Below are 26551 nucleotides of genomic sequence, written 5' to 3'. Positions count from 1 at the left end.
AATTGACTATTGTGCTCTTAACTACATTGAAGTATGGAACGTTCTTGAAATAACGTCATCTTGTTGTTCCTTGGTCAGATCAGCGAAGTATACACAGTAACCAGAAACACGCACAGTCAACGTTGGATATTCTTCTGGATGTTTTTGAGCATCAAGTAAAGTATCGCGGTTGAAGACGTTGATGTTTAAGTGGTGACCTTCATTTTTCATGTAACCACTGATCATGTTTACCAAGGTCTTTTCTTCTAATTTTTCATCGTGCCCAAGTGTTGATGGAGTTACGGCAAAAGTATTGGAGATCCCGTCTGTTGCGTAGCGATATGGTAATTTAGCTACAGAAAGCAAGGAGGCCAATGCCCCGTTTGTTTCAGCACCATAAGCTGGGTTAGCACCTGGTGAGAATGGTTCGCCTGCTTGACGGCCATTAGGTGTCGTCCCGGTATTCTTACCGTAAACAACATTAGATGTGATCGTCAAAACAGATGTTGATAATTTAGCATCACGGTAGAGGTGATGTTTGTTCATCTTGGTGTAAAGTTGTCTTACTAACCATGCAGCGATCTCGTCAGCACGGTCATCGTTGTTACCATAACGTGGGAAGTCTTTTTCAGTCTTGAAGTCAACTGCCACACCGTTTTCATCACGGATAACTTTAACTTTACCGTACTTGATAGCTGAAATGGAGTCAGCAGCAACTGCTAAGCCAGAGATACCTGTCGCAAATGTACGATCTAAGCGGGTATCCTTCAAAGCAAGTTGAGCTGATTCATAGTAATACTTATCGTGCATGTAATGGATCACATTCAAAGCATTTACATAAACATCAGCGACCCATTCCAACATGTCATCGAATTTCTTCAAGAATTCATCATAATCAATATATTCTGAAGTGATCGGTGCATAAGCTGGACCACATTGCATCTTGGTCAATTCATCGACCCCACCGTTGATCGCATAGAGCACGGTCTTAGCCAAGTTAGCACGAGCCCCGAAGAATTGGACCCCATCAGCGATCGGTTGCGCAGACACACAGCAAGCAATGCCATAGTAGTCTGTGCCCCATGTTTCCATCATCAATTCATCGTTTTCGTATTGGATCGTTGAACTTGCGATCGATACACTAGCCGCATAGTTCTTGAACCCTTCTGGCAAACGTTCTGACCATAATAAAGTGATGTTTGGTTCTGGTGCTGCCCCCATGTTATGCAAGGTGTGCAAGAAACGAAAAGCAGTCTTTGTAACGTGGTGACGGCCATCCATCCCCATCCCAGCGATCGATAACGTTGCCCAAATTGGGTTACCAGAGAACAAGGAGTTGTATTCTGGAGTCCGAATGAATGTCACCATCCGGAGTTTCATTGTGAATTGATCGATCAATTCTTGAGCTTCTTTTTCGGTCAATAAACCGTTATCCATATCACGTTTGATATAGATATCGATGAATGAATCGATCCGACCAATAGACATGGCAGCCCCATTTTGTTGCTTGATAGAAGCTAAGTAGCCAAAGTATAACCATTGGATAGCTTCACGCGCATTTGTAGCTGGATAAGAAATGTCATAGCCATAAGAGGCCGCCATTTTCTTCATGTCTTGTAAAGCACGAATTTGTTCAGAAACTTCTTCACGTAAGCGAATAACTTCATCTGTCATTTGACCGTCGCCATAGTTAGCTAAGTCATCTTTCTTAGCTGCGATCAAGCGGTCGATCCCGTAAAGAGCAACACGAGGGAAGTCAGCGATGATCCGACCACGACCGTATGAGTCAGGTAACCCAGTCACGATCTTGTTGTGGCGTGCACGCTTAATTTCGTCATTGTATGCATCAAAAACGCCTTGGTTGTGTGTCTTATGCAAGTCGGTGAAGATCCGTTCTGTTTCCGGATCAATTTCCATCCCGTAAGCAGCCAAAGCAACTTTAGCCATCCGAATACCACCATAAGGCATCAAAGCTTTTTTCATTGGCTTATCTGTTTGCAAACCAACGATCTTTTCTAAGTCTTTATCTAAATAACCTGGTTTGTGTGAAGTGATCGTCGAAACAACTTTGGTGTCAGCATCTAAAACGCCACCAGCAGCCCGTTCTTTCAACTTGATGTCAATTAACATGTCGTTTAATTTTGTGGTTGCTTCAGTTGCTTCTTCAAGAAATGATTGATCACCATCATAAGGTGTGTAGTTACGGTTGATGAAATCACGTACGTCGATCTCGTCTTGCCAGTCCCCGCCTTTAAAACCGTTCCAAGCAGTTGTTACTGTTTCTTTGCTGTTGTCTTTGAGCATCTGTATTCCTCCCTGTGTAAAAAATCCGTCTGACCTAAATAATATAACCTAGCACGCACTAAAAAACGCTTGTTAACGTTTTCATCCTTATATTATCTAAAATCGAGCATAAAAACAAGTCATAATCCATTATTTTTGTACTTTTTTAAAAAATGTTGTCTCTAATTTTTTACCTAAAAAGAGACTGATAGCCACCAATGACTACCAGCCTCTTTCTAATTTATTTAAATTTCTTCCCAAATGTCCTTTAAGACGTTTGTTTGATCACGATCTGGACCAACTGAGAAAGTCGAAACTTCCACACCAACTAATTCTTCAATGCGTTTGACATAGTTACGTGCATTTTCAGGCAGATCAGCTAAAGTCTTAGCCCCTGTGATATCTTCTTTCCAGCCTGGCATTGTTTCATAAACTGGCTTGCATTGTGCCAATTCTTTCAAGCTAGCTGGGTAACGGTCGATCTTTTCCCCGTTTAATTCGTAAGCTGTACAGATCTTGATCTCATCTAGACCAGTCAAGACATCCACACAGTTCAAGCATAAGTTGGTCAAACCTGAGACCCGCTTGGAATGACGCATTACGACACTATCGAACCAACCGATCCGACGAGGACGTTTCGTAACGGTACCATATTCGTGACCTGCTTCACGGATGTAGCTACCGATCTCATCGTGTAACTCAGTTGGGAATGGACCATCACCGACCCGTGAAGTATAAGCTTTGCAGGCACCCACAACTTTATTGACCTTTTCTGGACCAACGCCAGAGCCAGTTGTGACCCCACCAGCGATCGGATTAGAAGATGTAACAAATGGGTATGTCCCATGGTCCACATCTAACATAACACCTTGAGCACCTTCAAATAAAACGTGCCCGCCGTTATCTAACGCATCATTTAAAATAACTGATGTATCAGCTACATACTTCTTGATCCGTTGACCATATTCATAATATTCATTGTAAATTGTTTCAAAATCAAGCGGTTCGCCTTCATAATCGTACATCTTTTGGAATAAACGATTCTTTTCTTCCAAATTACGACGTAGCTTTTCAGCAAATGTATCTGCTTCTAACAGATCTGCGACCCGAATACCGATACGAGCTGCTTTGTCCATGTAGCAAGGACCGATACCCTTATTAGTCGTACCGATCTTGTTGTCTTTTTTGGCGCTTTCTTGTAAGCTGTCCAAAACAATGTGGTATGGCAAGATCACGTGCGCACGGTTTGAAACACGAAGGTTATCTGTTGGGATCCCATTTTCATGTAAGTATTCCAACTCAGCAACTAACGACTTAGGATTCAAAACAACGCCATTTCCGATGACACTGATCTTATCGGAATAAAAAATTCCAGATGGGATCAAGCGCAATTTGTAGGTCTTACCATCAAAAGCGATCGTATGACCGGCATTGTCTCCACCTTGATAACGTGCGATAACATCGGCATTTTTACTCAAGAAATCAGTGATCTTGCCTTTGCCTTCATCGCCCCATTGACTACCAACAACTACTACTGATGACATATACAGTCCACCTCATAATATTTCTAAGCATTACTCTGCTTGCTAGTCTAAATTAACGACCTTGATAATTGTAACAATCAAGCTTAGTTTTTTCAAGCAATTACGAATATTACTTCGCAAAAAAAAAGGCTAAAATTATTAATTGCGAACTTTAGCCTTTTTAATTTAAATTATTCTGATTTAAAGCGAATAACTAATCCCATGGATCGTAGCGACGAAAGGGCAATATGCTACGCGTCCGGGATAATTCTTCCATTTGTTTGACGATCACTAGCGTTTCTGCGCTCATCTTGATCTTGCCTTTGCCTCGTAGCACCGCTTCATAGGACGCAGTTACCATTTTTTCCATAATGATCTGGGGGGCTATCTGTCGCTTGTCCAAAGCATCTTTTCCGTAAGCGACGATCTTTAAAAAGACCTTATCATCTGTGCTTTGTTCCAAAGCCTGTGTCAATTCATTTGCCAGCCGTGCGATCTCTTTGCGTGACTTCATTTCACTCACCTCATCTTCATCTTACACCAAAGCTATAAATTAAGCTTGTTTATCGGCATAGACTTCGATGCAAAAGTTTTTCTGGCTACAATTTGGACACACTAGCTTTCGGGTACTTGGAGTGTGGGCCGACCAAAAATATGCTTTGAGTCCTGGTCGAAATTGGTGTTGGCAGTTAGGACAGATATACGCCGTATGCTGCCAAACATAGTACACTAAGGCTGTTGCGATTACTACTGAGATCACTAAAGCCCCAGCTACTAACCACCATGATCCATGGTTTAAGAAGACATAGATGATACTGCCCCACAAGATCACGTCGATCACAAGTCCGATGCCGATCATTTGCCAGTGTAATTGATGTAATTTTTTTGTCTTTTCCATTTCAAATTCAATTCCTTTCGTAAAATTTCCCGGGAAAACTTGAAATTTTTCTAGTTGTTTGGCTAGATAATCTAACTTAACGGCACGTTTTTTAGCCCGTTCTAGTTCTTTAGCATTTTGTTCTTGGTGCTGAGCCACTAACAACTGTAAAATTTTATAATTTTCCGGTGTATCTAAGAGGCCTTTGATATCTTTTAGCGTGAAACCTAATTCCTTATAGGTCAAGATCATTTCTAAACGTGTGACTTGATCTTTAGCATATAAACGTCGATCAGCCTCTGTGCGACTAGCAACTAACAATCCTTGCCGTTCATAATACTGCACTGTCCGCAAAGTGACGTGGCACTGCTTCGCTAATTGTCCACTTGAATACATTTTCTGCCCCCTTTCTATTTTCACTATAAATGATAACGTTACGTCATCAGCAAGTAAAAAGAAAAGCGTGTGAACTAAAAAAATCACCACGATGCCAAAATGCATCATGATGATCTTCCTTAATTATTTATACGGTATGATTCGCTTTTCTTTGTACTGTGTTTTTTTAGTCGTGCTGCGAAAAGCAATGCCTAGCGGATAACGGTGACTTGCCCATGATGCCAAAAACGCATCCTGGGCAAGTCACCGTTATCCGTACGGCATAGCCCGCTTTTCTTCGCACTGTGGTTTAATTATGTGGCAAGATATTTAGTACATATAACATCGCGATAAAGATAAAGAATAAGACGATGACCACTGGATTTAGTTCTTTGCGACGACCTGCTGCGATCATTGTGATCGGATAAACTAAGAAGCCAAATGCGATCCCGTATGAGATGTTAGATGTCAACGGCATGGCGATGATCGTTAAGAACGCTGGTAAAGCGATCTCGAATTTTTCCCAGTTGATAAAGCGCATCGATTGTGCCATCAAAGACCCAACAATGATCAAGGCTGGCGCTGTAACTTCAGTCGTCACCACACTCAATAATGGGGAGAAGAATAAACTCAGGCCAAACATCCCTGCGATCACTAATGAAGTAAAGCCAGTCCGACCTCCGACTGCGATCCCAGCAGAAGATTCAACATAAGCTGCTGTTGGGGTCGTCCCCATCACAGAACCAGCTAACATTGAAAATGAGTCAGCCATCAAAGCCCGACCGATCCGAGGCATCTTATCATTTTTCATCAAGCCAGCTTGTTGGGCTAACCCAACTAAAGTACCCGCTGTATCAAAGAAAGTCACCAGTAGTAAAACGATGATCACAGCTAGCATTTGTGGCGTATTGATATTACCTAAGTTTGCCAGACCGACCCCAAAAGTTGGCGCCAAGCTTGGGATCGAAGAAACGATCTTATCTGGCATTGGGATCAAGCCCGTTACTAGACCTAAAAGTGTCGTTGCCAAGATCCCGATAAAGATCGAACCTGGGACGCGCCGTGCCATCAATAAGGCTGTAACAAAGAAACCAAAAATCGTTAACCAAGTAGTTGGGACCGTCAATGATCCCAATTCGACTAACGAAGATTTGCTGGCAACGACGATCCCGCCACCCTTTAAACCAACAAAAGCGATAAAGATCCCGATCCCAGCTGCCATTGCGAGCTTGAGATCATGTGGGATCGCATCGATCACGATCTCGCGGATCTTGAATAATGAAAGTAACGTAAAGATAACGGAAGCCACCACGACCCCTGCCATTGCAGTCTGCCACGGGATCCCCATCGTCAAAACGACGGAATAGGTGAAAAATGCATTATCCCCTAAACCAGGAGCGATCCCGATCGGATAATTAGCTAAAAATGCCATCAAGGTACAACCAATGATCGCAGATAGGGCAGTCGCTGTAAAGACAGCCCCTTTATCCATCCCTGCTTCACCTAAGATATTGGCATTGACGAACAAAATGTAGGCCATCGATACGAACGTAGTCAAGCCAGCAACGGTCTCCCGTTTAGTATTAGTTTTTAATTCTTTAAAGTGGAAGGTTCTTTCGAGCCAGCCTGCTTTGGTGGCTGTTGTTTGACCATTATCCAATTTCTTTCACCTCTGAATTTATTTTTACTTTGATAAGTATTACACGTATGATTGTAAAAATCAACCCCTAAATAGTTCGTGTTTTCATCAAATGATATCAATTTTAAGGTGAAAAAACTCTTACTTCGGATAAATAGCGCTATTATTAATAATTTCATTAACAATTTCTTCAGGCGTTAGTGTATTTGTATAAAAAATTTTGTCAGCACATCTAAGATATTGTTCTTGGCGTTGCATTTTTAATGCATACAATTCTTTTATATTCAGATTTGTAGCTAACGGGCGCTCTTGATCAAAATTCAGTCGTTTATCTATACTGTTAATGTCTGCTTCCAATAAAATTATCTGAGCACCTGAATTTTTAAGATATTGCTCATTAAACATCACAGTTCCACCACCTGTAGATAAAATTCCATCCTCTCTAATTAGTTTTCTCAGTACTTTACTCTCTAATTCACGAAAATATCTTTCTCCAAATTTTTTAAAGATAGTTTTTATCTCGGCATCACAAGCTTTACCTATTTCCACATCTAAGTCATAAAAATTCAAATTTAATTTCTTCGCTAAAAGTTTCCCCACTGTTGACTTCCCACTTCCCATAAAGCCAATTAATATCAAATCCATAATATCACTTCCTTTACACAATAATTTTCATCAAATCGTCAAAAAAATTAGGATACGAGATACTTACTATTCCCTCATTCACTAAATATATTTCTTCTTGTGCTTTTAATGCAGCAATTGCTAACATCATTCCAATTCTATGATCCCCATGACTCGACAGAATATTATCATTTACATTCCAATTCTCTTGCCCCCATATGTCCATGCCATCTTCTCTTTCAACTACTTTTACACCTAATTTTTTTAATTCCTTAACTATTGCTACTATTCGATCTGATTCCTTAAACCTTAGCTCTTTAGCTCCACTAATACTACTTTTCCCCCTAGCACATGCTGCTAATAAAGCTACTAATGGCAATTCATCTATTACATTAGGAATATCATCTTTATCTAAAGTAATAGCCTTTAAATTACTTGTTTCCACAGTAATATCTCCAAAAGGTTCTTCATTTCTTTCAATCATACTAATACTAATTTTAGCGTTCATCCTTTTCAAAACATCTAAAATTCCAGTTCTAGTAGGATTTAACCCAACTTCTTTTAAAATCAACTTTGAATTTTTTACAATTGCTCCCGCAACAAGAAAAAAAGCCGCTGATGATATATCACCTGGTATATCTACAAACTGTCCAACAAGACGTAGCGATGGAAACACTCTTATTGTTCTCCCATCTTCCGAAGTTTCTATCTTAGCACCAAACTTATTTAATAGTATCTCAGTATGATTGCGTGTTGGTAATTTTTCGTGTATAACTGATTCCTGCTCTGATTGTAGCGCTGCAAATATTAATGCACTTTTTACCTGTGCACTAACTACATCCATATATACCTCTGCATTATGTAACTTTTGTCCATTTATTATTGCTGGTAATGTATCATCTTTAAATAACTTAATTTGTCCCCCAAAATATTTCAAAGGAGCACTTACTCGCTTCATTGGTCTTCTAGATAATGACTTATCCCCTATCAAAATTGTATCAAATTCTGCCCCCGATAAAATCCCCATCATCAATCTAGCTGTTGTACCTGAATTCCCCATAGCAAGCGGATTTTTAGGAGGTAAGAAATTATTTATCCCTTTTCCAACGACGACTACATTATTTCTACTTTCAATAATTTCTACCCCTAATTTTTTTAATACCTTTATAGTTGTTAAGCAATCCTTCCCATGTGATAAATTCTTAATAATAGTATCTCCGTAGCTCATTGCCCCTATAAGAAGTGCACGGTGAGAAATGCTCTTATCTCCTGGTACGTTCATGCATCCAACAAGTCCATTAATTTTTGTGCATAATTTCTTCAAGTAACATTCCTCCAAATAAAAAACATATACATACATCAATATCTAGAAATATAATTTCTATAATTTTCAACTTCCACTTTTAGACGACTTAAATTTGAAGATTCAAATGTTTCTAAAATAGTACGTACTAATTCTATGGCAATTACGTTCTCTACAATAAGTGAAGCAGGGGCTACAACTGTTATATCCGCCCTTTCTATACTTGCTTTGGCACGCTTTCTTGTTTCTATATCAATAGTTTCAAGGGGTTTTCTTAAAGTAGGTATTGGTTTAAGTGCTGCATCTACTATTAATGGCATTCCATTTGTCATACCACCTTCGATACCTCCCAAATGGTTGGTTTTTCTAGTATACCCACCACTTGGTTTATACGTAATTTCATCCATCACTTCACTGCCAAAATGTCCAACAATATCAAAACCATCCCCAAAACTAACTCCCTTAATTGCGTTAACCCCCATCACTGCCCCAGCCAACCTCACATCTAATTTCTTTTCCCAACTAGTATAGTTCCCTAGCCCAACAGGTAAATTTTCAACTAACACACGAACTTTCCCTCCCAAAGTATCTCCTTTTCTTTTTGTCTGAGTAATCAGTTTATGTATTTCTGAAATTTTTGATTTATCAATAATTCTCAAATCATTATCATTTATTCTTTCACGAATGTCACCAACACTCATTTTTTCAGATGTTTTTATTTTAATATTACCTACTTGGGTAACATATCCAATTAAATCTATCTTCAGTTCTCTAAGTAGTTGTTCACAAATACTACCTATTGCTACCTTTAGTACAGTTTCACGTGCGGAGGAACGTTCTAAAACATTACGTAAATCTCTATGCCCATATTTCATTCCTCCAACTAAATCTGCATGACCAGGACGTGGGCAAGTAACTACTTTGCTAGCATATCTTTCCCCATATCGGATATTTTCAGAATTTGTTTCCATAATACCAAGCCAGTTTTTATGATCTTTATTTTCTACTACCACTGAAATTGGAGATCCTAAGGTAATCCCGCCCCTAATTCCACTTACAATTCGAACTTCATCATTCTCAATCTTTTGTCTCTTACCTCTACCATAGCTATTTTGTCTAATAGATAACGCTAAATTGATTTTATCAACATCAATTTCCAATCCGGCAGGAATTCCCATAATAATTCCTGTCATTTGTTCGCCATGTGATTCGCCAGCTGTCATATATTCCATAATTATTTTATCCCCTATTATTTTTTTGATATTTCTTAGATTGTTTTATTATTTCAATATACACGTTAATAATATATTCTTTAAATTCTGTATCTTCGAGTAACTGATTAGCCCTTTCCAGTAAAATTGACTCTCTCATCTTACTTTCTACCGGTATATCTCTGACTTCTTTATATTGATTTATTTCTTGAACAATATCAAACCGCATTATTAATTCTTGAAATAATGCTTCGTCCACTTTATTTATTTGACTTCTAAAATCCTCGATTTCCTTTTTCATGTCATCCCATCTCTTTTGATTTCATTGCCAAAACACTAACTAAACATAGACCAATAACACCCAATAATAATAATCCTATAAATACACTTAAAATACCGTTTTCAAATAATATTCCTGTTATAATAGGGATAGTAAATGATGCTATACTTCCAAAAAAATAAAATGCGCTAGTCACCAAACTTCTATGCTTTGGATAAATTTTCATAAAAATAACCAATCCCAGTTGCATAACACCACTTGCAGCAGAACCGCCAAATAATAGACATGCTATAGCAATAACTAGTATATTCTCTGAACACAATATAACTGCCAGTGCACCGATAGGAATCATATTTATTAAAACCAACAAACTGTGTATATGTTTATATCTCTGTAACACACAATACAGCACCACTACCCCCATTATGGAACCCAGACTATATAAAGAAAGCAGCATGTGTGACATTTCCTCTGTAAGTCTTAAAAACTGTTTTGCAAATATGGTAATCCATTGTGTAAACCATATCATCATTGCCATAGAAGTGTATCCGTAAATAAGAAGTAACACAGTAGAAATGATCTTTTTTTCTCTACATTTTGGACTGTTATTTCTACTTTATTTTCCTGTATTCTTGGAATGCGAATAGATGCTACATTGATTATATTCAGCATCAATAAAGCTACCATAATAACAAATGACCAGCCAAACCATAGTTTATTAGTTACCAAAAAAGTGACTATTAGTGGCAAAAAAAATTCTCCTAGCGACATAAATATCTTAATAATAATTGTTTTTTCTCCCTCACCTGTACTCATTTCTACTAGCATTGGATATGTTCCTGCATCAAGTGCAGAATTGGCTATTCCGGCAAAAAAAATACACAGATATATGCCAATAAAATTATTAACACTAATAACTCCTACTGCAAAAATTGAGTATGATATCATTCCTATATAGAGAAACGTCTTTTTATTAATTATAGTTGCAATTCTCCCCATAACAGGATATGAAACCAACCTCCCCAAACCTATTCCTGACATCAAAAAAGAAACCATTTTTAACGAAACGTTCCATTTTTCACCTAGTATCCCCATATTTTGAGATAAAATAACTAATCCAAATCCATGAACAAAATAGTTTAAATATAGACTGATCAATAGTCGAACTTTACTGTAATTCTTTGACTTTATCATTCCATCTCCCCCTTTCTATCTGTTACTTATATTCAAACTGCGCAGACAAATACTCCATCCTACGTAAGTTATTTAAATACTCATTTTCAGATTTGCTAATAAATATACTTAAAAATTCATTTTGAATAACAGCAGTGGCCAAGGTCCCCTTATCGCCTACATTAACAAAAAAGTACGTTTTTTCAGTCCAATTAAACTGTTTTTTTTCTGGAACTTTTGTTATTACCCCTTCACGTAAATAGGGAGAATAAGATGTTGCTATTACAGTAGGCATTAATAACATTTTCTCACTACAGTCAGCTTTTTCACTTTGATTAATTGATTGCCAATACTTTTCCAAAATATTTATTCCAAAACCGTACTGAATCAACTCCGGAATTGCTCCACCACCAAATCTTTTTCCAACCTCACAAAACACAAACCGTTTACTTTTATCATCATAAAACCATTCAAAATGGAAAGGAGTAACTTGATCTTCAATCGTGAATACTTCTAAAATATCTTTACATGCTGCAAATATCTTTTTAAGTAGCTCAATATCAGTCCAATACAGATGATTTGTTCTAATAATATAACCACTCTGTTCATTCAAAGTATTTAACAATAATTCTTCATATTCATTTGAAAAAATATACTGGATATTACTCCCCATAGCAAATCCATCACATGTCAACATTTGCTTTAATTCAACATATTCTTCAACTAAATAATTACCGTTATATATTCTTTTAGGCAAATTACCTATTTCTTCTTTCGTCACTTGGTACACTTCTTCTGATCCTGCTAGATTTCGAGCTTTAACAATAGCTTTTGTAAGTTTATTTTTTTCAAAGAAACCAACTAATTTTTCATACGATGTTACTAATTCAAATTTTGGCTGTGGTATTTCTGTACATCCATATAGTACTGAACGCATATAATATTTATCTTTAAACAAAGTATTCACAACAAACGTTGATTGTTTTTTTAGAAAAAAATCTTCTAGGAATCCTACTAATTCCATATCTTCTTCACTTAATGATGTAATACTAGTAATTTCTACACTCTTATTAAGTTCATTAATGCACTTAATTATCTCTGGCAATGTATACATCGTTAAAAAAATAACTTTAGCTTTCACTCCTTGATATTCAGCATATTTTCTTTTTAAGATCTCAGGCGCAATAATAATAGATTTTTTTTCATCCACATACTTTAATTCAACTGCTCGTGGAGAATAGCGAAATAAGATTAAATTCATTTTCAAACACTCCTTAAATTTTTCTGGAAATAAATATCCACAATAAATCAATAACAACAAAGCCTGTAGCTACTAATAGCAATGGCTTATTATTATTCAAGGAAAACAAGTAACCAAATATAAAACTTCCCATTGTCGATCCAATATTTACTATTAGAAAAAATAGTGAGAATATTCTACCTATAATTTTCTGAGGGACATCTTGCTGAATAACAGACTGAACAGTTATGTTATAACGAGCTAAACAAAACGTCAAAATGATTGTAAACAATGCAATTACTAATAAATTTCCATAATAACTCAACAAAATTAACAGGCACGAAGAAATAATGAAGAGATATCTTTCCAATAAAATGCTATTTAGCATTTTCACATATTTCATGGATATAATTCCCAAAATCCCTCCAAATGCCTCTAAAGTCATAATGTACCCATATATCGCAACATTATTAATAATTTTAGTTGTAAAAATCGGTACATAGATATTAAAACCTGCCAAAAATGCATTTAACAATCCACCAGTAACCACTAAGACAAACATTTCAGAATCGCTCTTTAGATAATTAATAGCTGTCAAATAATTGAAACTTATTTTTCCCTTACCACTATCTTTTTTTCTCAAAAACGATAGTAAAACTAAAAATGATAGTAAGTAAGATAATCCATTTAACACAACCACATTATTCATCGAAAGTAATTTTACAGCATATAATGTAGTGGATACCGGGGGGAACAGAACTGTTATTAATTGAACTAAAAATGATAAGTTTGTGTTGTATTTTACAATTTCGTCCTTCCGCACTACATAATGCACTAGTGTTTTAAATAGTGGAGACGATAGATAAGAATTAGCATTTAGAATAAATACTAGGATATAAATCCATAGAAGATCATCAACTAATCCCATCCCTACTACGAAAAAGCATATTAAACAAGCAACACCATCTGATATCAATAATAAATTCATTAGATAACGACTATCTGCAAATATCCCACCTAATAAGTTGCATATAATAGCAGCAATACCTACATATCCATTGATATTTCCCAAAATTTTACTGGAGTTAAATACCTCAATTATCCAAATACTTAATATTGAGTTAAATAATGTTGTTCCTGCAAACGATATAGTTTTAGAAAATATCAATCGATTTTTTCCAGACATTATATCCACACTCCTCAGGTAATCTGATATTTACTTTTTGATAAAATTTTGGATACAAGTATATCACCGCTTGTCCTACATCTAATTTGTTCAATATTTCAAATGGAACTTCAAGGTTCAAATATTCTAACTCGTCCAAAGTACTTGTCCTATGTATAATAAAATTTGAAATTTGCGATAATAATTTTGGGGAAATATCCAAAGGTGATTGAGTGGCCAAAACTAAGCTGACTCCATATTTTCTACCTTCACGCAATAGCTGAAAAAAGCCATTCTCTGACATATCAAATTCATTTTGAGGTAAATACCTATGTGCTTCATCAATAAATAAGCTAACTTTGAAATTGAATTCTGCGGTCATTCGCTTAGCCAAGATCTTTTTTAGGATCAACGACATTAAATATTTTTGTGAGTTCCCATATTTTTTAAGTCTTGATAGATCTAATACCAACGAACGTTTCATGCTCCTTTTTTCTAAAAATAAAGACAGGATATAATCTATATCATATTTAGATCTTCCTGTCTGATTTTTGGCACCAAACATTTCTAGAAAACACTGTCCCCGAATTCGGCGATCTAATACCATGAAGTCATCCCAACACTGATTGATCTTTTCACGATCATATACCTGTCCTACTAATGTATAGTCAGCTGTATCATCTTTTTTAGGAACTACAAACTCTTCGAGCGACTGTTTCGCTAATAAAGCAAACGGATAGCGATTCATCCATGGTTTTAGCTTCTCCACTTTATCCTGATAATCAGCGATTGGTAAACCAAGCTTTAAATAGACTTCTTTTCTCCCCACAATATTTTCTTGTATTTTCAATGATTCTATCGCTTGTTCTACTTTATTAGTTAATAAGGTAGAGGTCTCAATATCTAAAACTCTTAATAATTGCTTTACTTCCAGGCTTCCTGGATCAATGAAAGTATTTTCTCCTAAAGTATATACGACCATGTTAGGGAGTTTAGTATATTCACCCGTTGGATCTAAAATAATTACAGTTTCATTTTCTTTTTGAAGTTGGTAAATCAGTGAACGAGCTGTACAGGTTTTCCCGCTCCCAGTCTGGCCTGTGATCAACATATGCTTATCTACCAATTGTCTCGGTAAAAATCCGGTATTTTCTTTCGTAAAATTCATACTTGCCACCTATTCTAAATTACATAATCCTTCTAAAATAAAAGAATCTTCTGAAATCCATATATTTTGAATACTATATTTCTTCTTGAAGAATACAAATTTTGCTTCCTCAATATTTTCAAATTTTCGCAAATACTTTTGTTTGTATTCGCTTATTCTTAATGTATGGTATGATTGGTCAACTGGTCTTTGAGAATTCCCAACTATTTTATTTAATACAAATGGCTTTTCAAAATCTACTTTAGCTATCCTATTCTTCATTTTGTTAGAATACTTACATTCTATATTTAATATTGATGATTTCAATTCGACTTTATCATCAGAAATATAAATATTTCCCGGGTTTAGCAATCTTTTGTAATACCCCAAATATGTTCCACGCAAAAAAGAACATTCATCATCTACAAAAGATATTATTGGAAAAATATATTCCTTGCTATTAATTACAACCGGTACTTTTACAATAACTTCATGATAATTTATCGTTTCCTTATCATTGATTGTAGATATCATAGATGAAAATGTTACATATAATTTCTCCACGTTTGTCTCTAATATATTTTCCCGCATTAAATCATTTACTACTCTATTAATACTTAGCAACTCATCTTTAGCAACATTTTGAAAATTGATCTCCAAAGTTACATTTGTACCCGAAAAAACGTTAGGAAAATTAATCATTACTTACCCTCCTGAATTTTATAAACTATTTCAATAAAATCTTTTTCACTAGTGATATCACCGCAAAAAGGAATATCGGTAAAATATTTTATTGTTTTTTTACTGTAATGTCTTATGTATTCTCTAGAATTATTCAAAGCGTCTTGAATTTCTTTTGTGATCCCGTACCGATCAGATAACGTAAAAGAATCATATTTTTTCAGTAAGTTAGTATCTAGCTTTTGTAACTTGATCAATTCTTTCTTGATTGCTGCGATAGTTACAGCTTCCAAGAATTTTTTTAGCATATCAATGTCTATCTTTAGCAAAAACATTTGTATAGCTAGAAGTTTATATATTTTTTTCACAGTATGACCTAGATAATTTGATGCAACTGTGATCTGATACTTTTCAATAAATTTCACCGTTTCCACTAAAGAGATCAACCTAATGACCCTTTGATCAGATATTAATTGCTCACTTCCTATCCCAAATGAATCAACAATTTCGAGATATCTCTTACCACAAAATATACAATCCAACTGATCACAAAGCATTTCCAAGTATGATAAATTGATATTGATCTCAAAATATCCTCGCTTATTGATTTGAAATTCAGTACAATCGATCGCTGGATAAAACCGATCTCCAACTAGTGCAAAGATTTTTCTATAATTTCCAACTCTTTGTTTATTAATATGGAAAGGTACTTCTAGCTCGATCTCTTGGATATTTGCATCCAAAAAACCTAAGCTCCCTTTTCCAAAAGAATATAATTTGATACATTCACCTAATTTTGCTTGCACATAGGTGGCTAAAACACTTTGTAAAAAGTAAACTATCTCAGCATTTGATTTATCTATCAACAAAAAATTTTCTGTTTCATTATGTACTTCCCAATACGGATTAACAGGATCTACTGATAGCATTCTAGTCCAGATAGTTGGTTGCTTGTAATAATAATATCCGCCACTCAAGTCTGTATAGTTTACCGATTGTAGGGCTGATCCAATAAACCATTTATCCTTAGTAATTTTTTTAGATGAAATATCTTTGCAATGATACTTTTCAATTAGATCATTCATTTAAAAGTCCTCCTACATAATTTTATAGACACACCATATCATTTGTGGTGAAAAAATATTACGTACCTTCACCGTCTTACATTTTTCTATTAAATACGTATCATAACTTGCTACCGTATATTGATATCTCTTATTCAAAAATATAGATAAAGCTGCAGGTTTACTATCTGCAAGATCAAATTCTATACTCTTCCCTATTACCTCTTCATATTGCTTTATAAAGATAGTCGTTGATGGATGTATAATTGCCCTAGAGTTACAAGCATTTAAATTTTCAAGTAATGCCATTTTTTTAGTCGATAATACAAAACTATCTAAAATAGCTAAATTATTACTATACCTAAAATTATTATCTGTCCAGTTATCTATTCTGCTTCTCCCTCTATATGCAACTGGAACTATAATTAAATCTCCTATAAATTGATTTAAGTTGTCATATATACTTGAGTAGCTATCATGGAGATACAAACTTGCTTGAGATACATCTGGATATTTTTTACAAGCATATTGATATGCTCTAAAACTATCTGTTGTTTTTGGTCCCAATGTATGAACCCAATTGCTATGTTTGAATTGCGTCATAATAACAAATCCCTTCATTTTCTAAAAAAACAATATCTCTTACGTTAAAAAATAAATCTTCCGCATTTAAAAATTTATGACTTAAAAAATACATACTTGACAAATGAAGTTCTGTAGCTTTCCCCAGTATATAGTTATATTTGTCTTTCAAATCTTCCCCAATTCCAAAACGATCTACAGATAATTTGCTGTCATAAAAAGCTTTATCTAAATTATATTCTGTTTTTCTTTCTCCAAATTCTATAAGCTCATAAATACAATTAATTAGTATATTTATTTTTACCCTAGTCCTATCGTCATTTGTAAAGTTGTATTTCGCCTCATAGTAGAACAATGATTGAAAATATTCTGCAAGTACTATTTCTGTCCTAAAATCCTTTATATCAAAGAATTTACCTATGTCTAAGTTATCAACAATAAAATCTTTGCTTGAAACATCCTGTAAAAACATCGCATTCTTTCTTTTCAGAATAACCGATTTAATCGAATATATAATCCCAAGTTTATAATCAAATTTATCAAATATATACCTGCAGACATCCTTCAGATACATATTCAATTTATCTATATATCTCCTTTCTTCAATAACAACTAACACATCAATATCAGATAAAATTTTTCCTTTTTCATCCAACATATAATCCCCTCTATTAACTGATCCTACAATAAACAGAGAAAAATCATAATCTATACTATTTTGGGATATATATTTACCAATCTCCTCCATTAATAATTTTTTTATATTCATTTTCAAATATAATCCTCATTTCAAACAAATTAATATCTTGTTGTAGCTAGATTATCATTTTATTTGAATATATGGAATTAACAATATATAATACTCTGATATAACAAAGCGTTATAACAAATATTAATTAATAAGCTTTATAATTATCCCTAAGAAAAATAGTTAATGTATTTCTCATAAAAGCATGATAATTATTCAGAAATTTACTATTTTTTTAAATTAGCAGTTAAAGGGGCAATAGGATATGTATAATTCATTAAATGTTGACTTGCTATATGTTTTCATCACTGTTGCTAAGACAAAAAATATCAGTAAAAGCAGTAAGATCCTATCTCTATCTCAACCAGCTATCAGCAAAAAAATCCATCAACTGGAGGAACATTTTCAAGTTAGCTTGTTTGTACGTTCTTCCCGTGGAGTTGTATTAACATCAGACGGGCAAGATTTTTATCAACAAGCTATCAAAGTTTTACATGACTTTGATTCTCTTTACAGTGTCAAAAAGAGCGATCTAAATACACAATTTGACAAGCTTAATATCGGTGTAACTAACAGCGCAACTTTGCTTTATCCTAGCTTTTTTAGCAAATTGCTCTTTGAGCAGCATCAACTTATACTGACTAACGATCTGGATGAATTAATAGAAAAATTTAATTATGGTAGCTTAGATATTATCTTCATAAATGATTTTTCTGAAAATAAACTTACCACTGAGCATGAAAAATATACCCTCTACTCAGAACCTTACTATGTTGTATATTCTCAAACCAATCCTTACATCACGTCATCTGATCTTTCACTAACGGCTAACGAATTGAGAAGAGTGAAGTTTATCCTTCATCCTGAATACCATTTTCTTATTCCACAAATTAGAGCCGCCTTTCAAAAAGCCAGTCTTTTGGTCCCCGAAATTCGGCAAGTCAATTGTTTTGACTTTATACATTATTTGATCAGCTGTCCGCAAACTAACTTAACTACTATTCTGCCTAAATTTCTTGCTAAACATTACGAGCAAATTTCCAAAACTAAGCTAACCTCAAAAAAACTAGCTTTACCTAAGTACTATGAAATATCTGTGATCTCAAATGGAAAATACCCACTTACCGCACTCATCCAAAAACTAGAGCAGTCTAAAATTTACTAGACTAAAAAAACATACCTGATCAAATCTCCTAAAAATACAATTTGATCAGGTATGTTCTATTATTAATGCAAGTACCTGCTCAACCGCATAAAAATACTCACACTAGATTTTTTCTATAAATATATTTTCCAACGCTCAGCCTTCAAATAATTCAGTTGAAAGGTAGCGTTCGCCGTTATCTGGGGCAACGGTCAAGACCCGCTTGCCAGCCCCCAATTTTTTAGCTACTTCGATCGCGCCGTAAATATTAGCCCCAGCTGAGATCCCTGGTAAGAAACCTTCTTTTTTCCCAACTTCGCGTGCCATTTCAAGCGCTTTTTGACTTGGAACTTCCAAAACATCATCGTAAAGTTTAGTATCCAAGATCGAAGGCACAAAGCCAGCTGAAATACCTTGGATCTTGTGCTTGCCCTTCTTGCCTTCTTTTAAGACTGGAGATTCACTTGGTTCAAGGGCATATACTTGAATGTCAGCCTTCTTAGCCCGCAAAGCACGACCCACGCCAGTCAAAGTTCCACCTGTCCCGACCCCAGCAACAAAAGCATCTGGTAATTTAGCTCCAAAAGCCTGTAAGATCTCTTGACCAGTCGTTTGTTCGTGGATCAAGGCATTGGCAGGATTATCGAATTGCATCGGTAAGAAATAACCATTCTTCTCAGCCAGTTCCTTAGCGAGTTTGATCGCGCCTCCCATGCCTTCTTCACCTGGGGTCAAGATCAATTCAGCGCCGTAGCCTTGCATCAATTTACGCCGTTCGATACTCATCGTTTCTGGCATCGTGATCAATAAACGATAGCCTTTAGCCGCCGCGACTGCAGCTAAGCCGATGCCAGTATTACCTGAAGTTGGTTCGATGATCGTGCCACCTTTAGTCAACTTTCCGGCTTCTTCAGCAGCTTGGATCATCGCTAAGGCTACCCGGTCTTTGACTGAACCAGCTGGATTGAAAAATTCAAGTTTAACATAAACATCAGCTGCGTTTGCCGGAACAACATTGTTCAACTTGACGATCGGTGTGTTACCAATAGTATCTAAAATCGAATCATAAACTTTACTCATATCAAGACCCCCGTTAATTTTTAATAAGTTCTTTAGCTTGGCGTGTCTTAGCCACTTGGTGTAACCAGTTAGCAAAGAATTGCTTTTGTAATGTTTCCCATAAAAACTGTGGTCGTCCATCAATATAGTAATTTTGAGGACGAGCCAGCGAATCTTTGGCACTTGGATCAGCAGCTAATTCGCGTGCATATTCTTTTTGTAAAGCATCTCCGCCATACTCCAAATGCGAAAATAGAAATGTCTGATGTCTTGTCGGTGCTTCAAGTAAGAAAGCTTCCCCAGTCTGTGAGATAGCGGTGATTTCTAACTCAGGCACTTGTTTTGCCTGGGTAAGATCAATATCAGCATACCGCGCATGTGGCGCTAAAAAGCCCGGCGTGACTTGAGTTAATAAATTGGAATCACGTAAAACTTCTTGCGGATAGATCCCAAATAATTTTTGAGGCAATAAATACTTATCCACACCGTAAAAATAATTGACTGCAGCCATGGCGCCCCAACAGACGTACAACTGCTCGAGCTTATTTTGAGCTAAACAATTAAAGAGCTCCTGCAATTCATTGATGTATGTGATCTCTGCAAAAGCTAGTTTTTCGATCGGAGCACCAGTCACGATAAAAGCATCGAGTTTTTCAACTTCAGCTAACTCAAGTGGGTGCGCGATCTGTGCGACTTGAGCTGGAACTGGCCGATCTTGGTAATGATCTTTAGGATAAAAAAAGGTCAACTCAACTGGCTGAGCCGAATTCTTCAAGATCTGTTCAAACCGTCTTTTGGTGTCTAATTTATCGTGCATCAAATTTAATACACCGATCTTTAAGACATTTTCAGGCGTACGCATGACTATACCCTTCCTTTCTGGATAATTACAGCCAAGTGATTTACTTGTATTCTGTAAGTCAAATTATACACTAGCCCCCTACAAAAGACAATTATGCTACTATAAGATACATGTTTTATGCTATAATTTTGCAAAACCATTTATTTTAAGGGGGCTTTGCCAATGGCATTACCAAATCGAAAAGACGTCGCTTCAGAACTCACGTGGGATCTGACCCCACTTTATCCAAACGATAAAGCTTGGGCTAAAGATCTAACAGTTTTAAAACAACTCGTAACAGATCTTGTGGCTGATTTTGATGGTCACTTGACGACTACCGCTCAGATCTTGGCTGGCTTAGCAGCGCTTGAAAAGGTCGAACAAAAAGCATCTTTGATCGAGCATTATGCTTTCTTACATCAAGCAAGCGATATGACTGATCCGCATTATGATCATTTATTGAAACAAGCCGAACAAACTTTAGCCTTTAAGAACGCTAAACTAGCCTTTTTTGATATCCAAGTCAGCCAAAACTCGACTGCGATCTTAGATGAGGTAGCTACTAAAGAACCACGCTTTGCCTCAGTTATTCGGCATTTGAAAGCTAAACAAAAGCATCTCCTTGAGCCTAAGACCGAAGCGGCGCTTGCCCTATTAGGTCCAACGCTAAATGCTCCTGAAAAGATCTACACGACGACCCGAGCTGCTGATATGGACTTTGAAGATTTTGTGGTCGATAAAACGACATATCCGATGTCATTTGTCTTGTATGAAAATACCTATCAATACCACCCTAATTATAAAGTACGCCAAAAAGCCTTCGAATCATTCTCTAAAACGCTAAAAAAATATCAAGATACAGTGGCAGCTACTTACTACACCCAAGTTGCTAAAGAAAAAACCTTGGCGACCTTGCGCGGATTTGATTCGGTCTTTGACTACCTGTTAGCTGACCAAGAAGTTACTCATGAAATGTTTGACCGCCAGATCGACTTGATCTTAGACAAACTCGGACCAGTCATGCAAAAATATGCTAAACTCATCGGTAAAACACATGGTTTAAAGCAAATGAACTTTGCTGATCTACAGATCGATCTTGATCCTGAATTTGCACCTAAAGTCAGTTTAAACGAAGCACCAAATTACATTAAAAAGGCGGTCTCACTTTTAGGTGACAATTATGCCAAAATGGTCATGCGCTCATTTGATGAACGCTGGGTCGATTTTGCTGTCAACGCTGGTAAGGAGACGGGTGGCTTTGAGACCGATCCATATGGTGTGCATCCTTATATTTTGATGTCTTGGACAGATGAATTAGCCGACGTCTATACGCTTATCCATGAGCTCGGTCACGCCGGTCAAGCACTGCTCACCGCCCAAAATAACTCTATCTTAGGTAGCGACCCTTCGATGTATCTGATCGAAGCACCGTCGACCTTTAATGAATTATTGCTGACGCATTCCTTGGAACAAAGTACGACTGACCCACGAATGCAACGCTTTGCTTACACTAAGATGTTGACCAATACGTTCTATCATAATTTTGTGACTCACTTACTTGAAGCAGCTTTCCAACGTGAAGTCTATCAGATCATCGATGCTGGTGGTTCATTTGATGGGGCTAAGCTCTGCGAACTCAAACAAAAAGTTCTCAAGCGCTTCTGGGGCGATGCAGTCGTGATCGATGAGCGTGCTGCTTTAACTTGGATGCGTCAATCACATTACTATATGGGCTTGTACTCATATACTTACTCAGCTGGCTTGACGATCGCAACTCAAGCTTATTTGAAATTAGTGGCTGATCCAAAGCCACAAGTTGCAGCTTGGCTTGAGTTCTTAAAACTCGGTGACCAAAAAACACCCGTCGCCGCCGCCAAAGTCGCTGGTGTAGACATTTCAACTGCTGCTCCGCTTGAAAATACGATCGCCTTTTTGGATGAGACCGTCGAAAAGATCAAAGCTTTGACAAACCAACTGGAAAACAACTAAAGTTTCATGTGAAACAATACGGTCAATAGCTAGCGATCTTCTTTAATTGTAAAAAGTTAAAAAAGCAACAGATCTTTAACGACAAGCAGGTTGTCTGGCAAAGATCTGTTGCTTTTTTTAGGCGTTTGATATGCTAAAAGCACTCATCGTTGCATAATCGGCTTGGGTGATCCCTGCGATCGTCATGAACACTAACAATTTCCCCAACAGCACCGTTAGATCATGGTCTTCGAGCGCTTTTCCATCATCAGCGACCACTTCATAATAAGCGACATCTTTATAAGAGAAGATCCCCAAGTTAAAGAAATCAAAGCGCGTTAAAGCAACTTTTTCGGGTGCTTGGAATTTATCTTCTAACAACAATTGCAATTCATTTTTGGCGCTCACAAAGATCGTTGGTTGCTTGAACAAAGCATTGATCCCCGTAAACAGTGGCCGCGCTGGCTTTTGGTCTGGTAAGGCTTCTAACTCTGCTTTTAACTGCCACAATTTAGCTTTAAATAATTTGACCAGCTCTTCATTTGGAACCCCATTTGTAGCCGTAGCATAAAGCCCGTCGCTTAGCTTAGCCACAGGATATCTCATACACTGTGTTACTTCTCTTTTTCCGGTCCAAAGACGCTTGTCCCGAAAGAGATTGCCGTACTCTGGATAACGCGTCTGTGCCTGGCGCAAAGTCTGGCCTAGATTACCGATCAAATTAACGGCCATCCCATTGATGTTTTGGTCCGTCAAAAAACTTGCAACAAAATCTTTAACTTTCATAAAACCATCCCTTCTATTTTTCCATTTCGATCATAGCACATTTTAAAGGTAAACGAAATATATTTTTAGGATAACCTAAAATGGTTAAAAAAATAAATAGAACTCACTTCGAGTCCTATTTACTCAGATCCTTTAAAAACGCGACAAATTCAGGATCATCATTTAAACAAGGAACAACATCATAGCACTCTCCACCCGCTTGTTCAAAGTAGGTCCGATTTTCGAGTTCTAGTTCGTATAACGTCTCCAAACAATCCGCCACAAACGACGGTGAGATCACCAATAATTTTTTGCATCCCTGCTTTGGTAAATGCTTGATCGTTTCATCAGTCGCTGGCTCAAGCCATTTAGCTGGACCAAATTTAGATTGGTATGTATGTAAGATCTCGATATCTGGCAACATTGCTTCAAGCTTAGCAGTCGTTTCTTCACACTGTGCTTGGTAAGGATCGCCTTTTTTTACATAACTTTCTGGGATCCCATGATATGAGATGATCAACTTATCATATACTTTTTTACTCCAATACTCCTTGATCTTATCTGCGAGTAGCTTCAAGTACGCCTCACTTTCATAAAAAGAGGTCACAAACTTGATGTTCGGCACATAAGTTCGCTTATGATAAAACCGCATCACATCGTCACTGACTGAACCTACTGTTGTCGTCGAATATTGCGGATAGAGCGCAATAATACATAGCTCAGTTACTTTTTGGGCTTCAAATTCCGCTAAAACCTGCGAAATATCTGGCTCGCTATAGCTAAATGCATACTTTACCACCGTATCTGGCACTAAAGCCTGCAATAATTCAGCCTGTCGCTTAGTATAATATGCCAAGGGCGAGCCGTATTCAGCTGACCAGATCTTTTTATACATCTGTGCTGAAAATTTAGGGCGCCGAGGTAAGATCATCAACTCCAAGACTGGCTTCCAGATCACGTCTGGGGTCGCGATCACCCGTTTATCACCTAAAAAGCGACGCAAGTAGGGGCGCAAATGTTTAGCTGTCGGACTTTTTGGAGTTCCAAGATTTATTAGCAAAATTCCTTTTTTCATCTATTATCCTCTATCCTTAAGATCAGTATACTTAAGATAGTACTACACTTGCGCTAAATTGAAAAATTTAGGTACTCTAACCTACTCTAAGCCCTCTAAATGTTTCTGATATAAGACATCCGCGATCGACTGGGGTAAGATCCGCTGTTCGACTAGAAGATCCAAATACGACTTAAAATCACTATCCCCAGGTGTTTTTTGAGATAAAGCTAATTTTAGCTTTTGCATCCGCTTTTTGAGCACAAAATACGACATCCCCGTCTCAACTGACAACTTTGACAACTTAAAATCCGCTTGCGCTAACTGATGCAAAAAGATGACATCTTCTTGGTCGAGCGCCTCATACCATTTCTTGGACACTTTGATTTCCCCTTTTTTTAAAATATATTGTAATCATAACGCCGAATATTACTAGTAGCAACACCTTAGTAATGGTTATTATCAAATTTTAAAACAACTCTAGAAAAAATCACCTACATAACAGCGATAATAATAGAAAATAAATTTACTCGATCAGTAATATTTAAGTAAATTTAAATTTTTGACAAGTCTATTAAAATTTTTTTTGCACAAAACACCGCCTAGCTCACGTATTGCACATTCTGCCAAAAAATCAATAGTTTTTCACAAAATATAGTGATATATACTTAGTTACGTTGAGAGAACCTCAACTATCCATAATGAAAGAGGTGATGAATCGGTGCTGTTAGCTTTTAGTGGATGCGCCCACCTTAGCTTATAGCTCTCGATCTATTGACATCGTGGTAAGTAGTCTTCTTAACATCCTGCTTAACTTTTTTAGACTGCCCCTGTCCATGTATGTCATATAGTTTCATCGATCTCACTCTCTAACTAATAATTGCCAAAAAGTCGTTAAACAAGACTACCCCCTTGTTTAACGACTTTTTGATATGATCACTTTTTCAGTATTTTGACTAACTCACGTGCTTTACGGAAAGAAACTTTACCCCCGATCGTTGCTTTAGTATCAAAATAAACAAGTGCTCGTTTTCTATCACAAAAAAGATCTGCACGATGCAAATATGCATCATACTGATCTTTACGTTATTTATACAGTGCTACCTGCTTTAGCCCACACTCTTTTGTGTCTTATCAGCCCACTCGATCGTACGGTCGACCAAAGTAGATTGGCTATCTACGAGCGGTAAGTCAGTGATCGGCTCGCGTTCTTGGGCAAGTGATAATTCAGTACAGCCTAAGATCACCACATCACAGCCCGTTTCTTTTATCATTTGGGCTACTAGATCATGGAATAATTTACCATCGACCACATCTTGTTCTTTGATATCATCGTAGATCAATTCGTCAGTCATCTTTTGTACAGCTGGACTTGGCTTGGCTAAGTCATAGCCGGCAGCTAAGATCTCTTTATCGTAGATCTGATCACGGATCGTGCCTTGAGTTGCGACTAAGCCGACTTTTTTAGCTTTTGGATAGCGCTTTTTGATCTCAGCGACTGTTTCTTTAGGCATGTGCAAGATCGGCACATCAACAGCTTTAGCAAGCTCATCATAAAAATAATGCGCCGTATTACATGGTAAAGTGAAAAAGTCTGGGCCAAGCGTCGCATATTGCTTAAAATCTTCGATTAATTCTGGTAAAGGGTTTTGCTTAGTATTATCCAAAATATACGCGGTTCGATCTGGTACCGTCGCATGGTTGACCAAGGTATAGTTGTAATAATCTTGGTCTTTATGCGCTTTAGTACGTAAATTCAACTGGTGGATATAGCTTTCGGTCGCCATCGTTCCCATACCACCGATAATTGTAAAAAAGTTTTTCAT

General features: G+C 36.7%; 26 protein-coding genes. 2 read left to right on the top strand and 24 right to left on the bottom strand.

Going from position 1 to position 26551, the window contains the following annotated elements:
• Window positions 1-21: 21 nt before the first annotated feature.
• The 18 genes from pflB to CPS94_RS09105 form a co-directional block, all read right to left on the bottom strand.
• Window positions 22-2283: a formate C-acetyltransferase gene (gene pflB, locus CPS94_RS09185; protein WP_112193935.1), complete on the bottom strand. Its 2262-nt coding sequence runs from the start codon at window positions 2281-2283 to the stop codon at window positions 22-24.
• A gap of 224 nt (window positions 2284-2507) precedes the next feature.
• Window positions 2508-3806: an adenylosuccinate synthase gene (locus CPS94_RS09180; RefSeq protein ID WP_004049597.1), complete on the bottom strand. Its 1299-nt coding sequence runs from the start codon at window positions 3804-3806 to the stop codon at window positions 2508-2510.
• 193 nt (window positions 3807-3999) lie between these two features.
• Window positions 4000-4299, bottom strand: coding sequence for a hypothetical protein (locus CPS94_RS09175; RefSeq protein WP_076149685.1), 300 nt, complete (start codon window positions 4297-4299; stop codon window positions 4000-4002).
• Window positions 4300-4338: 39 nt separating this feature from the next.
• Window positions 4339-5058, bottom strand: a complete 720-nt coding sequence (locus CPS94_RS09170; RefSeq protein WP_112193934.1) for a MerR family transcriptional regulator — start codon at window positions 5056-5058, stop codon at window positions 4339-4341.
• A 289-nt stretch (window positions 5059-5347) separates the two neighbouring features.
• A complete protein-coding gene (locus tag CPS94_RS09165; protein ID WP_004049603.1) occupies window positions 5348-6697 on the bottom strand; it encodes an NCS2 family permease in 1350 nt (449 codons plus the stop codon).
• 120 nt (window positions 6698-6817) lie between these two features.
• Window positions 6818-7321, bottom strand: coding sequence for a shikimate kinase (locus CPS94_RS09160; protein WP_112193933.1), 504 nt, complete (start codon window positions 7319-7321; stop codon window positions 6818-6820).
• Window positions 7322-7334: 13 nt separating this feature from the next.
• Entirely contained in the window at window positions 7335-8624 is a 1290-nt protein-coding gene (aroA, locus tag CPS94_RS09155; RefSeq protein WP_269148573.1) for a 3-phosphoshikimate 1-carboxyvinyltransferase, read from the bottom strand.
• A 35-nt stretch (window positions 8625-8659) separates the two neighbouring features.
• The gene (gene aroC / locus CPS94_RS09150) at window positions 8660-9838 is read right to left on the bottom strand and encodes a chorismate synthase (RefSeq protein WP_162626462.1); all 1179 of its coding nucleotides are present in this window, start codon (window positions 9836-9838) and stop codon (window positions 8660-8662) included.
• Between the two features lie 4 nt (window positions 9839-9842).
• Window positions 9843-10115 (bottom strand): chorismate mutase, encoded by a 273-nt coding sequence (locus CPS94_RS09145; protein ID WP_112193930.1) that lies wholly within the window; start codon window positions 10113-10115, stop codon window positions 9843-9845.
• 1 nt (window position 10116) lies between these two features.
• Complete coding sequence (locus CPS94_RS11645; RefSeq protein ID WP_238145347.1) at window positions 10117-10632, bottom strand: MFS transporter; 516 nt, start codon at window positions 10630-10632, stop codon at window positions 10117-10119.
• Window positions 10623-11288 (bottom strand): MFS transporter, encoded by a 666-nt coding sequence (locus tag CPS94_RS11640; RefSeq protein ID WP_238145346.1) that lies wholly within the window; start codon window positions 11286-11288, stop codon window positions 10623-10625. The genes CPS94_RS11645 and CPS94_RS11640 overlap by 10 nt, the downstream gene beginning before the upstream one ends.
• 22 nt (window positions 11289-11310) lie before the next feature.
• Window positions 11311-12528, bottom strand: a complete 1218-nt coding sequence (locus tag CPS94_RS09135; RefSeq protein ID WP_112193927.1) for an ATP-grasp domain-containing protein — start codon at window positions 12526-12528, stop codon at window positions 11311-11313.
• 13 nt (window positions 12529-12541) lie between these two features.
• Window positions 12542-13693, bottom strand: coding sequence for an MFS transporter (locus CPS94_RS09130; RefSeq protein ID WP_112193925.1), 1152 nt, complete (start codon window positions 13691-13693; stop codon window positions 12542-12544).
• On the bottom strand, window positions 13662-14840 hold the full coding sequence (locus tag CPS94_RS09125; RefSeq protein ID WP_112193923.1) for an ATP-binding protein: 1179 nt from the start codon (window positions 14838-14840) through the stop codon (window positions 13662-13664). Before CPS94_RS09125 ends, CPS94_RS09130 begins: the two co-directional genes overlap by 32 nt.
• 9 nt (window positions 14841-14849) lie before the next feature.
• Window positions 14850-15521: a hypothetical protein gene (locus tag CPS94_RS09120; protein ID WP_112193921.1), complete on the bottom strand. Its 672-nt coding sequence runs from the start codon at window positions 15519-15521 to the stop codon at window positions 14850-14852.
• Window positions 15521-16585 carry a hypothetical protein gene (locus CPS94_RS09115; RefSeq protein ID WP_112193919.1) on the bottom strand — a complete coding sequence of 355 codons (1065 nt, stop codon included), beginning with the start codon at window positions 16583-16585 and terminating at the stop codon, window positions 15521-15523. The genes CPS94_RS09120 and CPS94_RS09115 overlap by 1 nt, the downstream gene beginning before the upstream one ends.
• Window positions 16586-16597: 12 nt before the next feature.
• Window positions 16598-17167, bottom strand: coding sequence for a hypothetical protein (locus CPS94_RS09110; RefSeq protein WP_112193917.1), 570 nt, complete (start codon window positions 17165-17167; stop codon window positions 16598-16600).
• Window positions 17148-17921, bottom strand: a complete 774-nt coding sequence (locus CPS94_RS09105; protein WP_112286472.1) for a hypothetical protein — start codon at window positions 17919-17921, stop codon at window positions 17148-17150. Before CPS94_RS09105 ends, CPS94_RS09110 begins: the two co-directional genes overlap by 20 nt.
• A gap of 238 nt (window positions 17922-18159) precedes the next feature.
• On the opposite strand from CPS94_RS09105, the gene CPS94_RS09100 reads away from it, so the two are divergent.
• A complete protein-coding gene (locus tag CPS94_RS09100; RefSeq protein WP_112193913.1) occupies window positions 18160-19059 on the top strand; it encodes a LysR family transcriptional regulator in 900 nt (299 codons plus the stop codon).
• Window positions 19060-19194: 135 nt separating this feature from the next.
• On the opposite strand, the gene cysK is transcribed toward CPS94_RS09100, so the two are convergent.
• Window positions 19195-20118, bottom strand: a complete 924-nt coding sequence (gene cysK, locus CPS94_RS09095; RefSeq protein WP_112193911.1) for a cysteine synthase A — start codon at window positions 20116-20118, stop codon at window positions 19195-19197.
• Window positions 20119-20131: 13 nt separating this feature from the next.
• A complete protein-coding gene (locus CPS94_RS09090) occupies window positions 20132-20959 on the bottom strand; it encodes a homoserine O-acetyltransferase/O-succinyltransferase family protein (protein WP_112193909.1) in 828 nt (275 codons plus the stop codon).
• 162 nt (window positions 20960-21121) lie between these two features.
• On the opposite strand from CPS94_RS09090, the gene pepF reads away from it, so the two are divergent.
• Complete coding sequence (gene pepF / locus CPS94_RS09085) at window positions 21122-22927, top strand: oligoendopeptidase F (RefSeq protein ID WP_112193907.1); 1806 nt, start codon at window positions 21122-21124, stop codon at window positions 22925-22927.
• A gap of 117 nt (window positions 22928-23044) precedes the next feature.
• Here the strand turns inward: pepF and CPS94_RS09080 are convergent, their stop codons facing one another.
• The 4 genes from CPS94_RS09080 to CPS94_RS09065 form a co-directional block, all read right to left on the bottom strand.
• Window positions 23045-23692 (bottom strand): hypothetical protein, encoded by a 648-nt coding sequence (locus CPS94_RS09080; RefSeq protein ID WP_112193906.1) that lies wholly within the window; start codon window positions 23690-23692, stop codon window positions 23045-23047.
• A 115-nt stretch (window positions 23693-23807) separates the two neighbouring features.
• Window positions 23808-24746: a ferrochelatase gene (hemH, locus tag CPS94_RS09075; RefSeq protein ID WP_112193904.1), complete on the bottom strand. Its 939-nt coding sequence runs from the start codon at window positions 24744-24746 to the stop codon at window positions 23808-23810.
• A gap of 81 nt (window positions 24747-24827) precedes the next feature.
• Window positions 24828-25106, bottom strand: coding sequence for a hypothetical protein (locus CPS94_RS09070; RefSeq protein WP_056958821.1), 279 nt, complete (start codon window positions 25104-25106; stop codon window positions 24828-24830).
• A 728-nt stretch (window positions 25107-25834) separates the two neighbouring features.
• On the bottom strand, window positions 25835-26551 hold the full coding sequence (locus CPS94_RS09065; RefSeq protein ID WP_112193902.1) for an aspartate/glutamate racemase family protein: 717 nt from the start codon (window positions 26549-26551) through the stop codon (window positions 25835-25837).

It is taken from the genome of Ligilactobacillus murinus (genome assembly GCF_003288115.1).
Classification (GTDB): domain Bacteria; phylum Bacillota; class Bacilli; order Lactobacillales; family Lactobacillaceae; genus Ligilactobacillus; species Ligilactobacillus murinus.
This window is presented reverse-complemented; position numbering and strand designations above follow the sequence as displayed.

Bases quoted from the DNA above. Each gene is read 5' to 3' on its own strand.
- CPS94_RS11640 (WP_238145346.1), bottom strand. From the start codon at position 11,288: ATGATAAAGTCAAAGAATTACAGTAAAGTTCGACTATTGATCAGTCTA.
- CPS94_RS09090 (WP_112193909.1), bottom strand. From the start codon at position 20,959: ATGCGTACGCCTGAAAATGTCTTAAAGATCGGTGTATTAAATTTGATG.
- CPS94_RS09130 (WP_112193925.1), bottom strand. From the start codon at position 13,693: ATGTCTGGAAAAAATCGATTGATATTTTCTAAAACTATATCGTTTGCA.
- CPS94_RS09110 (WP_112193917.1), bottom strand. From the start codon at position 17,167: ATGACGCAATTCAAACATAGCAATTGGGTTCATACATTGGGACCAAAA.
- CPS94_RS09145 (WP_112193930.1), bottom strand. From the start codon at position 10,115: ATGAAAAAGGAAATCGAGGATTTTAGAAGTCAAATAAATAAAGTGGAC.
- CPS94_RS09080 (WP_112193906.1), bottom strand. From the start codon at position 23,692: ATGAAAGTTAAAGATTTTGTTGCAAGTTTTTTGACGGACCAAAACATC.
- CPS94_RS09115 (WP_112193919.1), bottom strand. From the start codon at position 16,585: ATGAATGATCTAATTGAAAAGTATCATTGCAAAGATATTTCATCTAAA.
- CPS94_RS09125 (WP_112193923.1), bottom strand. From the start codon at position 14,840: ATGAATTTTACGAAAGAAAATACCGGATTTTTACCGAGACAATTGGTA.
- CPS94_RS09100 (WP_112193913.1), top strand. From the start codon at position 18,160: ATGTATAATTCATTAAATGTTGACTTGCTATATGTTTTCATCACTGTT.
- CPS94_RS09180 (WP_004049597.1), bottom strand. From the start codon at position 3,806: ATGTCATCAGTAGTAGTTGTTGGTAGTCAATGGGGCGATGAAGGCAAA.
- hemH (WP_112193904.1), bottom strand. From the start codon at position 24,746: ATGAAAAAAGGAATTTTGCTAATAAATCTTGGAACTCCAAAAAGTCCG.
- cysK (WP_112193911.1), bottom strand. From the start codon at position 20,118: ATGAGTAAAGTTTATGATTCGATTTTAGATACTATTGGTAACACACCG.
- CPS94_RS09065 (WP_112193902.1), bottom strand. From the start codon at position 26,551: ATGAAAAACTTTTTTACAATTATCGGTGGTATGGGAACGATGGCGACC.
- pflB (WP_112193935.1), bottom strand. From the start codon at position 2,283: ATGCTCAAAGACAACAGCAAAGAAACAGTAACAACTGCTTGGAACGGT.
- CPS94_RS09170 (WP_112193934.1), bottom strand. From the start codon at position 5,058: ATGTATTCAAGTGGACAATTAGCGAAGCAGTGCCACGTCACTTTGCGG.
- CPS94_RS11645 (WP_238145347.1), bottom strand. From the start codon at position 10,632: ATGGCAATGATGATATGGTTTACACAATGGATTACCATATTTGCAAAA.
- CPS94_RS09160 (WP_112193933.1), bottom strand. From the start codon at position 7,321: ATGGATTTGATATTAATTGGCTTTATGGGAAGTGGGAAGTCAACAGTG.
- CPS94_RS09135 (WP_112193927.1), bottom strand. From the start codon at position 12,528: ATGAATTTAATCTTATTTCGCTATTCTCCACGAGCAGTTGAATTAAAG.
- pepF (WP_112193907.1), top strand. From the start codon at position 21,122: ATGGCATTACCAAATCGAAAAGACGTCGCTTCAGAACTCACGTGGGAT.
- CPS94_RS09175 (WP_076149685.1), bottom strand. From the start codon at position 4,299: ATGAAGTCACGCAAAGAGATCGCACGGCTGGCAAATGAATTGACACAG.
- CPS94_RS09120 (WP_112193921.1), bottom strand. From the start codon at position 15,521: ATGATTAATTTTCCTAACGTTTTTTCGGGTACAAATGTAACTTTGGAG.